This window comes from Allostigmatella hybrida (assembly GCF_020103775.1).
Lineage (GTDB): Bacteria > Myxococcota > Myxococcia > Myxococcales > Myxococcaceae > Hyalangium > Hyalangium aurantiaca.
Genome location: NZ_JAHXBH010000013.1, coordinates 62,290 through 76,378, shown reverse-complemented (window position 1 = coordinate 76,378; position 14,089 = coordinate 62,290). Strand labels below are relative to the sequence as shown.

Below are 14,089 nucleotides of genomic sequence, written 5' to 3'. Positions count from 1 at the left end.
CAGCAGAGGGGACCGTGCAATGACTGAGGCGGAGTTGATTGAGGACATCTACGAGCTCGCGCCCATGCAGCACGGCATGCTCTTTCACTCGCTGCTGGAGCCCAGCGAGGGCATGTACGTAGAGCAGTTGAGCTGTGAAGTGCGAGGCAATCTGCCGCTCGAACGGTGGAAGGCGGCCTGGCAGCACGTCCTCGGGCGGCACGCCATCTTGCGCTCTTCTTTCCTCTGGGAAGGGCTCGAGAAGCCAGTCCAGGTCGTGGCGGTGGAGGCAGAGCTTCCATGGCACATCGAGGATCTGAGGGGCGCCAGCGGGGAAGAGCAGGAGCGCCGCATCGAGAGCTTCTTGCGCGAGGATCGTCTCCGGGGCTTCGACCTGGCCTCTCCGCCTTTGCTCCGGTGCGCGCTGCTCCGGCTGGGCGAGGAGCGCTACCGCTTTGTGTGGACCTACCACCACCTCTTGCTGGACGGATGGTGCTTCTCGATCGTCCTGAGTGAGGTGCTGGAGTCCTTCGCGGGGGGCCTGGAGGCCCTGCCGCCACCGGCGCGCCCCTACCGCGACTACATTGCCTGGCTGCAGGAGCAGGATCCTACCCGGGCCGAGAGCTTCTGGCGTGACATGCTGCGCGGCTTCGAGCAGCCCACGCCTCTGCCTTTCATGGAGCGCCGGCAAGCCGGCAAGTCCGACTCCGGTGCACAGCCAGAAGTCGTCAGGCACCTGCCGCGCGAGCTCACGGCTCGCCTGGTAACGTTCGCCAAGGAGCACCGGCTGACGCTCAACACGCTCGTTCAAGGTGCCTGGGGGCTCGTCCTTGGGCGGACGACGGGCACGGACGACGTCATCTTCGGTGTCACCGTCTCCGGCCGCCCCTCGGATTTGGCCGGCTCCGAGTCCATCGTCGGGCTCTTCATCAACACCGTGCCACTGCGGGCGCGTCTAGAAGACACCGCGACGGTCCCCGCGTTCCTGTCGGCCCTGCAGGTCCAGCAGAGCTCCTTCGAGCCCCATGGCTACGTCTCGCTCGCGGACATCCAGCTCTGGTCGGATGCACCGCATGATCGCCCGCTCTTCGAGAGCCTCCTCGTATTCGAGAACTATCCGATCGACCGGTCGACGCTCCTTGAGCGCAGCGGCCTTGAGATCAGCTCCATCCACGCGCACGAGCGCATCAACTACCCTCTGGCGGTGGTTGCCATCCCAGGCGAGTCCCTCGAGCTGCGGGTGATGTACCAGGAGGACACGTTCTCGCGCGCGGCGGCCGAGCGGATCGGACGCCTGCTCGAGGTAGCGCTCGGGACGCTCACGACCGCCAAGACGATCGGCGAGATCAACTTCCTGGATGAGGCGGCCCGGAGGGTGCTGGCGGAGTGGGGGCAAAACCCCCGCACGTTTGACTTTCGCGCCCCGGTGCACGAACTCATTGCAAGAGTGGCCCGCGATACCCCTGGCGCTCTGGCCTTGGTGGGCGCGGACGGCCAGAAGCTCAGCTACCGTGAGCTCGACGAGCGAGCCGATCGCGTCGCACGGCGTCTTCGCCTGCTCGGCGCTGGACGAGAGACCATCGTCGGCGTGTGTATCGGCAGGTCCGTGGAGTTGGTGGTAGGCCTGCTGGGCGTGCTCAAGGCGGGGGCGGCCTACATGCCGCTCGATCCCAACTACCCGCGGGAGCGGCTCACCTATCTCGTGGGTGACGCATCCCCTGCGGCGATTCTCAACACGGGCGCGGATCCCGTCCCGGACACCCGCATCCCACGGCTCGATATCTCGCGGGCCTCCCTTGAGGCGGGGGCGCCCGATGCGCCTGCGAGGGAAGCGTCTCACCTGGAGGATCTCGCCTACGTCATCTACACCTCCGGCTCGACCGGAGCGCCTAAGGGCGTCCTCGTTTCGCACCGGAACCTGCTCAACCTGGTCTCCTGGCACACAGAGGCGTTCGGGCTCACGGCGAAGGATCGGACGACGCAGCTTGCCAGCGTCGCTTTTGACGCTGCGGTCTGGGAGATCTGGCCGACGCTCACGGCAGGCGCCACGCTTCACCTCGTCCCGCCTGAGCTGCCTGCGGCTCCCGCCGAGCTCTCGCGCTGGCTGGTGGAGCGGCAGATCACCATCAGTTTCCTTCCGACGGCGGTCGCTGAGGCCGCGCTCTTGCTGCCTTGGCCCGGGAATTGCGCGCTCCGCTTCATGCTGACTGGCGGCGACCGGCTCCACGTCGTACCTCCGCCGGATCTTCCGTTCCGGCTCGTCAACAACTACGGCCCGACGGAGACGACCGTCGTCGCGACCTCCGGCACCGTCGGCGCGGAGAGCCGGAACGGGCTGCCCTCCATCGGTAGGCCGATCGCGAACGCCCGTATCTACATCCTGGACCGCATGCGGCGGCCAGTCCTCCCCGGCGTCATCGGCGAGCTGTACATCGGCGGCGCAGGCGTCACCCGGGGATACCTGAACCGGCCGGAGCTGAGCGCCGACCGGTTTTTCCCCGATCCCTTCTCGGAAGTGCCCACGGCGCGCATGTACGCGAGTGGAGATCTCGCGCGGTTCCTTCCGGATGGAACCCTCGCGTTCCATGGCCGTGTGGACCGTCAGCTCCAGGTCCGGGGTGTCCGCATCGAGCCCGGAGAGATCGAGGCCACTCTGGCCGAGTATCCGGGCATCAGCGCCGCCGCCGTGGTGGGGGAAGATGTATTGGGCAACGGAGACCTCCGGCTGGTCGCCTTCACGGTCTGCGCCAGCCAGAGCCCGCCCGACGCTGCCGCCCTCGCGAGCTACCTGGGGAAAAAGTTGCCTGAGGTCATGATCCCCAAACAGATCATCTCCCTCGGCGAACTCCCACTCACGCCGAACGGCAAGGTTGACTACGCCGCGCTCCAGGCTCGCGCCAAGCAGGAGCAGGTCCACACAGAGCACATCGCCCCCAGAACTCCCCACGAGGAGATCCTCGCAGGGATCTGGAGCGCGGTGCTGGGGCTGGAGCGGATCGGGGTCGAGGAAGACTTCTTCGCGCTCGGCGGCCACTCGCTCAAGGCGACTCAGGTCATCGCCCGCGCTCGTGAAGCCTTCGGCATCGACCTGCCGCTGCGGACGATCTTCGAGCGAAGGACGATCGCGCTGCTGGCCGAGGCAGTCGCCGGGCAGGGCGGCTCCACGGAGCCGATCCCCCGCCTTGAGCTGTCAGGTGACGGGCCCCTTTCCCCGGGACAGGAGAGCCTGTGGTTCATTGATGCGTTGGGCGGTAACACCGAGGCCTACAACGTACCTCTCGTGATCCAGCTCAACGGCACGCTGGACTCTGCGGCTGTCACCCGGTCGCTCGCGCTCCTTGTCGAGCGCCATGAGGCGCTGCGCACCACCTTCCACGAGCGCGCGGGGACTCCCGTCCAGAGGATCGGGCCGCCCCCTTCCTCCGTACTCTCGTACGAGGACGTCACTCCCGAACTTCTTGAGCAGCGGATCTCCGAGGAGATCACCACTCCCTTTTCGTTGACGACAGGTCCGTTGTTCCGGGCCCGGCTTTTCCGGCTGGCGCCCGACACGCACACCCTCGTCATCAACCAGCACCACATCATCGTGGATGCCTGGTCGCTCGGTGTCCTGCTCCGCGAGTTCTGCATCGCGTACGCCGCGTTCGTGAGCGGTGTACGGCCGGAACTGCCGGAGCTGCCGAACCGTTACACCGACTGGGTCGCCTGGCAGCAGCAGCGCCTCGGGGCTGGCCGGACCGAGGAGGGCCTCGCCTACTGGAGACAGGCCCTGAGGGGCGCTCCCCAGGTGCTCACGCTGCCGAGTGATCGCCCCCGCCCCACACGCCAGAGCTTCCGCGGGAAGACGCTGTCCTTCGCCCTTGAGGGCTCGATCGGCCGCAGCCTTGAGGCGCTCTCGAGGGGTTCGGGCGCGTCGCTGTTCATGACCCTCCTCAGCGCCTTCGCCGCATACCTCGGCCGGCTCAGCGGCCAGGATGAGGTCGTGATCGGCTCGCCCACGGCCAACCGGGACCGGCGCGAGACGGAGAATGTGGTCGGCTACTTCCTCAACACGATCGCACTCCGCATCGATCTCTCCGGAGATCCGTCCTTCACGGAGCTTCTCCAGCGTGTGCGCAAGGCGGCGCTCGACGGCTATACGTACCAGGACATTCCCTTCGAGAAGGTGGTCGCGGCGCTCGAACTGCCGCGAGCCCTGTCGCACAACCCCCTGTTCCAGGTGATGTTCTCCCTCCAGGGACAGAGCGGAGGTGAGATTCAGCTTCCGGGCGTTCGCGCCACGCTCCCCACGCCCGAGAGTCCGACGTCGAAGTTCGATCTCACGCTCTTTGTCGAGCCTCGGGAGGACGCCTTTGCGTGTCTCCTTGAGTACAACACCGACATCTTCGATGAGGATCGGATCCGCCGGATGGCCACGCACCTTGTCCGGGTGCTTGAGGCCGTGGCCGAGGATCCTGAGCTGCGCATCTCGGAGGTCCCCCTCCTGTCCCCCGAGGAGCGGCAGCTGATCGCACAGCTCGGTCAGCCGGGGCGCCCGGACGGCAGCCGGACCCTGCTGGAGCTATTCGAGAGGCAGGTCGAAAAGACGCCCGAGGCCACCGCGCTCGAGCACCGCGGCGAGGTGAGGACCTATCGCCAGCTCAACCAGGAGGCCGGAGCCCTTGCTGATCGGCTCGCCGCGCTGGGCGCCGGCCCGGACGTCCGAGTGGCCATCTGCCTGGAGCGTTCAATCACGGCCCCGATTTCTGTCCTCGCGGTTCTCAAGGCCGGTGCCACATATGTTCCGCTCGATTCCACCGAGTCACCCGAGCGCCTCCAATCCGTTCTCGGGGACGCGAAGGCCCGCGTCCTCATCACGGAGAAGAAGTACCGCGGCCTGAGCCTTCCGCACGGCACCGAGGTCATCTGGGTGGATGACAGCGCTGCACCTGCGGTGAAGGCTTCGCGGCCCCGGATGGAGCCCCATCACCTCGCTTGCGTCCTCTACGCCTCTGGATCGGGTGGCGAGCCGAAGGGCGTCGCCATGCCGCACCGGGCGCTGCTCAACCTGGCCACCTGGCACCTCGCGCAGTCCCGGCCCTTGCGGACGCTCCAGTACGCCTTGCTCAACACCGGGGCCTCGCTCCAGGAGCTCTTCTCGACCTGGTGCTCGGGAGGCACGCTGGTGCTTGCCGGTGATGCGAACCGGCTCGCCCCTCACGCGCTCGTTCAGCTGCTCGAAGAGGCTCACATCCAGCGCCTCTTCCTGCCTGCGGGAGCGCTCCATCCCCTCGCGCGTGAAGCCGTGAACGCCCCCCGGCCGGTGCCTGGCCTGGAGGAGATCATCGCTGCGGGCGAGCAGCTCCGGATCACCGAGCCGATTCGCCAGTGGTTCTCGTCCAGCAAGAAGAGGCTTCGCAGCCAATACACCGTCGCGGAGGCCTTCGTTGCCGCGGAGCATGAGCTCACCGGCAACCCCGAGAGTTGGCCGGGGCTCCCCCCCATTGGACGGCCGATCCCCAACACGGCCGTCCACCTGCTGGACACCCACCATCGCCCTGTTCCCGTTGGCGTTCCTGGAGAGATCTATGTCTCTGGGGCCTGCCTTGCCGAGGGCTATCTGTCACGGCCAGAGCTCACCGCTGAGCGCTTCCTCGAACTCAGCATCGATCCTCCCGTGCGCGCGTTCCTGACGGGTGATCTCGGGCGGCTGTGCTGGGACGGGACGGTCGAGTTCTGCGGGCGTGCGGACGGCCAGATCCTGGTCCGCGGCATTCACGTCGAGCCCGGTGAGGTCGAGCGTGCGCTATGCGCTCACCCCAGCATCCTGGATGCCGTGGTTGTTGCCGCCGGAGACCCGTCGCGGGAGCAGCGCCTCGTCGCCTACCTCACGCCCGAGACCGCGCGGATCGAGGATTTGCCAGCGTTCCTTGCGGCGCGAATCCCCGATTACATGGTGCCCTCACAGTTTGTGGCGCTCCCCGAGCTGCCCCGGACGCCGGGAGGCAAGCGGGATCGCCGCGCGCTCCCTGTGCCTGGCCAGACGGGGAGGGGAGAGGCTGCTACTGGGCCCCGTACGCCCATGGAGGCTCTCGTTGCTCAGGCCTTTGAGCAGGTGCTAGGGCGGAGCCCCGTGGGCTTTCACGAGGACTTCTTCCAGCTTGGAGGCAATCCACATCTGGCGTTACAGGCCGTCGCGCGCATCAGCGCCGCTGTGAATGCGGAGGTCCGGGTTGCGGATCTCCTCAAGAACCCTGCCGTTGCGCCTCTGAGCCGTGCGCTCAACGAGCGTCAGGGCAGCCGGGCATCGTTGCCCTCCGCAATCGAGCCCGCTCCGGAGAGCGCTCGCGCGGCTTTGTCGTTCTCGCAAGAGCGGCTCTGGTTCCTCGACCAACTCTACCCGGGCAATGCGGTCCACAATCTCTCCATGGCGCTCAGGCTGAAGGGCGCGCTGGATACGGGCGCGCTCATGGAGAGCCTGGCGGGGCTGATCCAGCGGCATCCGGTTCTGGGGATGCGCTTTGTCGAGCGGGACGGCCGTGTCTGGCAGGAGCCTCGGGTGAAGGGCGAAGTGCCCTGCGAGCTGTCCGTTCCCGGTCCTCTCTCGGCCACGGAGCTTCGCCGCCTCCTCGTGGAGGAGGCGGTGCGTTCCTTCGATCTGGCCAACGGTCCGCTCTTCCGCGCACGGCTCTTCCGGATCGATGACAGCGAGCACGTCCTTGTCACGACGATGCACCAGGCCGTGAGCGACCACGCGTCGCTCCGCGTCTTCGTGCGGGAGTTCTCTCAACTCTACGCCGCGCACGTCTCTGGACGGTCCGCCCAGCTTCCCGCGCTGCCCCTGGACTTCCTGAGCTACGCGCGTGAGCAGCGGCACTCACTCCAGGGGAAAGCCTTGGAGGAGCGGCTGGGTTACTGGAGGCAGAACCTCCATGGCGCGCCGGGAGCCCTGGGCTTGCCAGCGGATCGGGTTCGGCCACCCCAGCCTGGCTTCCGGGGTGCCACTCAACGGCTCGCGCTCAGCCGCGGGCTCAGCGAGGGGCTCAAGACGCTGAGCCATCGCCTGGAGGTGGCGGGCCTCGAGGTTCTCTTGAGTGGCTTCGCGGCCTATCTCGCGCGCATCACGGGCCAGGAAGACATCGTCATCGGCCTGCCAGTGGCTCACCGTGACCGCGCGGAACTCAAGCCCGTGATCGGGCGTTTCGAGGGGGCCCTGCCAATCCGCATCGACCTGTCCTCAAACCCCACCTTCGAGGAACTCGTTGCCCGCGTTCACCGTGCCACCCTCGGCGCGTACGCCCATCAGGATGTTCCGCTCGAGAAGATCGTCGAAGCGGTCGATGCTGAGCGCGACCTGAGCCAGACGCCCCTGTTCCAGGTCATGCTCTCGCTTCAGGACGCGTCCGAGGGCAGCGTGGCCCTCCCGGGGCTGAACTTGGAGCCGCTCAGCCTGGAGCTCGGGACCGCGAAGTTCGACCTCGCGCTCATCTTCGAACCTGTGGCCGGCGAGCTGACAGGGATGATCGAGTACGGCACGGACCTCTTCGACCCGGATCGCATCGAGCGGATGGCCGGGCACCTCCTGACGGTCTTCGAGGACGCCGTGGCCTACCCAGGCAAGCGGCTCTCGGATCTGTTGCTCCTCCCCGAGGAGGAACGAAGGACCGTCTCCGCGTTCGCCAAGGGGCGTGTGCTTCCCCCGGCCCGCGAGGTCCCTGTCCACAAGCTCGTGGAGGAGCACGCGCGCCGTGCGCCGGACTCGATCGCGCTTGAGCTGGGCGGAGCGGTGTTGACGTATGGTGAGCTGAACGAGCGGGCGAATCGCGCCGCGCATCAGCTCATGGACATGGGCGCTGGGCCCGAGAAGTTGGTCGCGCTGGCGGTTCCGCGCTCCTTCGAGCTGCTCATCGGCCTGCTCGCGATCTGGAAGGCGGGCGCCGCCTACGTTCCGCTCGATCTGTCGTATCCCAAGGCCCGGCTCGACACCATCTTCGAGGACTCGGGCGCCAGGCTCCTCGTGAGCACCCGTACCGCCGAGGCCCGGTGGCGCGTCCCACACGTGAGCACGCTCTGGCTCGACGATCCCTCGAACTCCGAACTCAGCGGCAACCCGGACAGCGGCGTCCGCATGGAGAATGCCGCCTACGTCATCTACACGTCCGGATCCACGGGGCAGCCGAAGGGCGTCATCCTCGAGCATCGCGGCCTCGCGAATGTCATCGAGATGCAGCGGCACGAGCTCGGCGCGGACTCCAACTGCGTCATGCTCCAGTTCTCCTCGATCTCCTTTGACGTGTCGGTGTGGGAGATTGTCATGGCCCTCTCCAACGGAGGGAGGCTCGTGCTCGCCCCTGCGGACACGCTGCTCGCGGGAGAGGAGCTGGCCAAGGTGCTGATCACCCATCGGGTGACGCACATGGTGCTGCCACCGACCTCCTATGCGGTGCTCCCCTCCGACCGTGAGTACCCCTCGCTTCGGCTTCTGCTCGCGGCGGGCGAGGCCCTCCCTCCAGAGGTCGTGAACACGTGGGCCAAGCCTGGCGTGCAGTTCGTCAACGCGTATGGCCCGACCGAGGTGACCATCATCTGCACGCTCGGCCAGTGCAAGCAGGGCGAGCCCAGCGCCCCACCGATCGGGCGGCCCGCCTTGAACCTGGAAGGGTATGTCCTCGACAGCCACGGCGCGCTCCTTCCCATTGGCGTCCCGGGCGAGCTGTACCTGGGGGGCGTGGGTGTCGCCCGGGGCTACTTGAACCGTGAGGGACTCACGCGGGAGAAGTTCATCCCGCATCCGTTCAAGCCCGGTGCGCGGCTGTACCGCAGCGGAGATCTGGTGCGGTGGCGCAAGGACGGTAACCTGGAGTACCTCGGACGCATTGATCACCAGGTCAAGCTCCGCGGCTACCGGATCGAGCTGGGCGAGATCGAAGCGGTGCTCGCCACCCACCCAGGGGTCGCGAAGGCGGTGACGATCGTCCACTCCGCGGGCAACTCGGGCGGTGTGAAGCTCCTCGTCGCCTATGTCGTCCCGGCCGGTCCGGTGGACGCGCACTCCATTCGCGATCACGCCAGGAAGCGTCTCCCGGAGTTCATGGTTCCCGCTGAGATCATCCTGCTGGAAGAGCTCCCCCTCACTTCCAGTGGCAAGGTGGACAAGAAGCGCCTGCCTCCGCCGCGTCTTGAGGAGCACGAGGCGCGCGCGTCCTTCGTGGCCCCCCGCACGCCCACGGAGAAGACCCTGGCGGCGCTCTGGGAAGAGTTGCTTGAGAAGCGTCCGATCGGCATTGGGGATAACTTCTTCCAGCTGGGGGGACACTCGCTCCTGGCGGCCCAGGTCATGAGCCGTGTCCGAAGGACTCTTGGCGTTGAGGTGCCGCTCTCCGCCATCTTCGAGCAGCCAACGCTTGGGGCGCTGGCCTCGGTGATCGCTGCCAAGGAGGCCGCACCGCAGCTTCCGCCGCTGGTGCGGCTGAAAGGGGAGGGTGATCGTCCGCTCTCCTTCTCGCAGGAGCGCCTGCGCTTCCTCGCGGAACTCGAGGGTGACAGCGCGGCGTACAACATTCCGATTGCGTTCTCCCTGCGAGGGCAGCTCCACGAGGGCGCGCTGTCGCGAAGCCTCGCGCGGGTGGTGGATCGCCACCAACCCCTCCGCACCTGCTTTCCGCTCGTGGAGGGCCAGCCCGTGGCCCGTCTGATCGAGGGAGGCATTCCCCTGGTGACCGAGGATCTCCGCCGCTCCGGCGCGCCGCCGCTCGACAGGCGCCTGAAGGAGGAATCCTCCCGTCCCTTCTCGCTCGATCGCGGCCCCGTCGTTCGTGCGCACCTGTTCAAGGCCGCCGAGCAAGAGCATGTGCTCCTGGTGGTGATGCACCACATCGTGTCCGACGGCTGGTCGTTCGGCATCATGATGCGCGAACTCTCGGAGATCTACGCGGCGGAGGTTCGCGGAGAGAAACGGGAACTCCCGGAACTCCCGATCCAGTACGCGGACTACGCGGCGTGGCAGCGGAGCTGGCTCGAGGGACATGTCCGTGATCAGCAGCTCGCCTACTGGCGGAGCGCCCTGGCAGGTGCCCCGGCCGTGCTGGAGCTTCCGGCGGATCGGCCCCGGCCCATCGTCCGGAGCCACCGTGGCGCGGTTGAGTCCCTGGAGTTGGACCGTGGCGTGGCGCAAGCGCTCACCGCCCTCTGCCGCCAGGAGGGTGTGACGTCTTACATGGCGCTCCTCGCGGCATTCGGTGCCTGGCTCGGCCGTGTGAGCGGACAGGATGATGTGGTCATCGGCTCGCCCTTCGCGGGCCGCCGGATCGCCGAGACAGAGCCGCTGATCGGCTTCTTCGTGAACACGCTGCCACTCCGTGTCGATCTCGGTGGGGATCCGTCCTTTCTTGAGCTCCTCCAGCGGGTGCGCCGCCAGGTGCTCGCGGCCCACGAGAATCAGGACGTCCCCTTCGAGAAGCTCGTCGAGAAGCTCAACCCGGAGCGTGTCCTGGGAACCAGTCCGATCTTCCAGGTCATGCTCGCGTTCCAACCGGCGCAGCCGGACGGGATGGAGTTGCCGGGCCTCGAAGTCAAGCCGGTGCCCATGCCAACCGGGACCGCCAAGTTCGATCTCACCCTCTCGCTGGAAGAGACGGGTCAGGGAGTCCGGGGCTGGCTTGAGTACGATCTCGACCTGTTCGACGCCTGGCGCGTCCAGGCGATGGTGCGCCAGCTGACCCGCTTCATCACGGGCCTCACCACCACCCCGAAGGCGAGGATCTCGGAGGCGGAGTTGCTGAGCGCCGAGGAGCGCGTGAAGCTCGTCCCCAGCGCTCCCGAGGAGATGCCTCGTCTCCCGGCTGTCCACGAAGCCATTGCGGCGCAGGCAAAGAAGACACCCGCGGCCATCGCTGTCGAGGCCGAGGATGGCACGCTCCGCTACGATGAACTCGAGGCCCGCGCGGGTGCCATCGCCCACGAGCTTGTCCGGCGAGGCGTCACTCCGGGGACGCTGGTGGCCATCGCGGTGGAGCGATCCCTGGGAATGATGGCCGGGCTGCTCGGAATCCTCAAGGCAGGGGCGGCCTACGTCCCGCTTGACCCTGCGTATCCGCGAGAGCGGCTGGCTTTCATGCTCAAGGACAGCGGCGCCCGGGTGGTCATCACTCAGGAGCACCTCGCGCCGATGTTCCCGGAGGCCGAGGTGCTTGTCCTCAACGCGGCCAGAAAGGGTTCGTCCGAGCCGCGGAGCGGAGCGCTCGCCTACTGCCTGTTCACCTCGGGATCGACCGGCCAACCGAAGGGAGTGCTGATCGAGCACTTAAGCCTCGCCAACCACATGGAGTGGATGAACGAGGCCCTGCCGCTCGGTCCAGAGGACCGCGTGCTCCAGCGCACGTCGCTCAGCTTCGACGCCTCGGTCTGGGAGTTGTTCGCGCCGCTGATGGCCGGGGCCCGCCTCGTGCTCGCGCCACACGGCCTTGGCGCGGACACGGAGCACCTGGTCCGCGTGCTGCGTGAGCGCGGAATCACCGTGCTTCAGCTGGTCCCCTCGCTGCTGACGGCGTTGGTGGAGGAGCCCGGGCTTGCAGGCGTCTCCACGCTCCGGCGTGTATGCGTGGGCGGCGAGCCCCTGCCGTCGGCCACGGTGAAGAAGCTCTTCAGCGTCTGCAACGTGGAGGTCTGGAACCTCTACGGCCCCACCGAGGCGACCATTGATGCGATCGCGCACCGGTGCCGGCCTGAGGAGGTGGGCGCACATGGCGCGACCGAGCCCATCGGCCTGCCCATTCGCCGCATGAAGGCGCTGATCCTGGACGGGAGGCTTCGTCCTGTTCCGGATGGGCTGCCCGGCGAGCTCTACCTTTCCGGGCCAGGACTGGCACGCGGTTACCTGAACCGGCCTGAGCTGACCGATTCGCGTTTCATCGAGCACTCGTTCCCAGGAGGCCCGAGGCTTCGGATGTACAGGACGGGCGACATCGTCCGGCGTCAGGCGGATGGGACAATCCTCTTCACCGGCCGCGCTGACAGGCAGGTGAAGTTGCGCGGCTATCGGATCGAACTCGGGGAGGTCGAAGCCGCGCTCGCTCGCCATCCGGCCGTGCGGGAAGCGGTCGCACTGGTAAGCGGCACGAGCGGGGACGCCCGCTTGGTGGCCTTCGTGGTACCCAAGGCTGGCGCGAAGCAGCCGGAGGCTTCCGAGCTTCGGGGCTTCGTGGAGCAGCAGCTCGCGGCGCACATGGTGCCAGGACAGTTCGTTCTCTTGGAGGAACTCCCCCATGCTCCCAACGGCAAGGTGGACTTCCGCGCGCTGGGGACGATGGAGCTTGCCGAGGAGCGTGTCACCTCAAGTGGCGGCATCCCGCGCGACGCCATGGAGCTCGAACTCGTGCGGTTGTTCGAAGAGATCCTCGGCGCCCGCTCTGTGGGGATCCACGACAGCTTCTTCGAACTCGGCGGCCACTCGTTGCTTGCGCTCAAGCTGAAGCTCGCGGTCGAGAAGCGGCTCAAGCGCCCGCTCCCCTTGGTGTCCCTGTTCCGGAATCCGGCGCCCGCTCAGCTCGCGGAGCTCCTTCGGAGCGGCACCTCGGCGGTGTCCCCACTGGTGCCGCTCACGCCGTCCGCCCGCGCGCTCCTGGCCTCTGAACCCGTGGGCAGCGGCGCTCGCCGTCCTCCCACGCTCTTTCTGGTTCCGGGCGGTGGCTCCACGCCATTCTACCTTCTCTCCCTGGCGCGTCATCTGGAGGGATACGCCGTGTTTGGCCTCCAGCCGCGCGGGCTCGATGGGGAGGCGCCACCTTTCGAGAAGCTTGAGGACATGGCTGCTTGGTACGCGGATGCGATTCTCTCCGTACAGCCCGAGGGGCCTTACTTCGTGGGTGGCCACTCGATGGGTGGGCAGATCGCCTATGAGATCGCGCAACAGCTCCAGGCTCGCGGGCATGAGGTTGGCGTCGTGGCCCTCCTGGACGCCCTGGCGCCTCACCCGGAGGCGACGAGGCCGATGGGAGAGGGTTGGGACACCTCGCAATGGCTGATTCACCTTGCCGGAGTCATGGAGGCTTTCTTCAACGTCAAGATTGGCCTTGGGCTGAGCGAGGTGCGCGCGATGGGCGACGCCGAGCGCCTCGACGCTTTCGTGGTACGCCTTCAGTCCGCCGGAGTCCTTCCGGCCGGAGCGCAGCCAGGCCATGTGATGGGGATCCTCAACGTCACGCGAGCCCTGGACGCAATGAATTATCAGCCACGCCGCAGGCAGCCTGTTCCCCTTGCCGTGTTCCGGGCCGAGGACAGGGATGGGCCCACCTCACCTGAACTTGATGCGCTCTTCGCGGACGATACGCTCGGCTGGAACCGCCTCACGCAGGGCTCCAGCACGGCCTACCGGGTCCCAGGCTCGCATCTGACGCTGATCCGGGAGCCCCACGTCGGGATCCTCGCCCGGCACCTGTTGACGCTTCTGACAGGCCGTACTCGTGACTTATGAGCTTCCAGGTCCTGCTTAGACTCCTGCACCTCTTCGCCGTTGTGGCGTTCCTGGGCGACATTGCAGTGACCGCCATCTGGAGATTGCTGGCGGACCGGACCCGGGAGCCACGGGTGATTGTTTATGCCCTGCGCTTGGTGCTGATCACCGACAAGTATCTGCTGATGCCGAGTTCCCTGGTGCTTGTCGTCACCGGGCTCCTGATCGCCCACCTTCGCGATATTCCGATCTGGTCAATTCCCGCTTACGCCGTGGCGCAGATTCTTTTCATGTTGTCCGGCGTGCTCTGGAACCTGGTGCTTCGTCCCATTCAAGGTAAACAGTTGGCCATCGCCGAGTCCCTTGGCGCCTCGGGTGAGCGCTTCGATGAATACCTGCTGCTCACGAAGAGGTGGCTCCGCTGGGGCATCCTGACGATGGTGTGCGCCTTCGGGTCCATGGCCCTGATGGTTCTTGCGAGAGCCGCATAGGAAGCGTAGCCGTGCCCGCGATGTGCGGCGTCAGCCCCTCATGGGCATGTCTCTCGCCCCCCCCCGGATGGAACACCGGGTCTTTGGGGATTTGACACCAAAATCAATGCCGTCAGCGAACTGCGGTGCCGCGTTTTGTGACTTGCAACGGCGGGCCGGATTCGTAATGTGGTCGACATTTTCGGCGTTG

2 protein-coding genes are annotated in these 14,089 nt (G+C 66.9%); both read left to right on the top strand.

All coding sequences use genetic code 11. From position 1 onward, the window contains the following. Positions 1-19: 19 nt before the first annotated feature. Positions 20-13,429: a non-ribosomal peptide synthetase gene (locus tag KY661_RS20605; protein ID WP_225411839.1), complete on the top strand. Its 13,410-nt coding sequence runs from the start codon at positions 20-22 to the stop codon at positions 13,427-13,429. After that, positions 13,426-13,899, top strand: coding sequence for a DUF2269 domain-containing protein (locus KY661_RS20600; RefSeq protein ID WP_225411838.1), 474 nt, complete (start codon positions 13,426-13,428; stop codon positions 13,897-13,899). The genes KY661_RS20605 and KY661_RS20600 overlap by 4 nt, the downstream gene beginning before the upstream one ends. Positions 13,900-14,089 lie beyond the last annotated feature (190 nt).

Bases quoted from the DNA above. Each gene is read 5' to 3' on its own strand.
- KY661_RS20605 (WP_225411839.1), top strand. From the start codon at position 20: ATGACTGAGGCGGAGTTGATTGAGGACATCTACGAGCTCGCGCCCATG.
- KY661_RS20600 (WP_225411838.1), top strand. From the start codon at position 13,426: ATGAGCTTCCAGGTCCTGCTTAGACTCCTGCACCTCTTCGCCGTTGTG.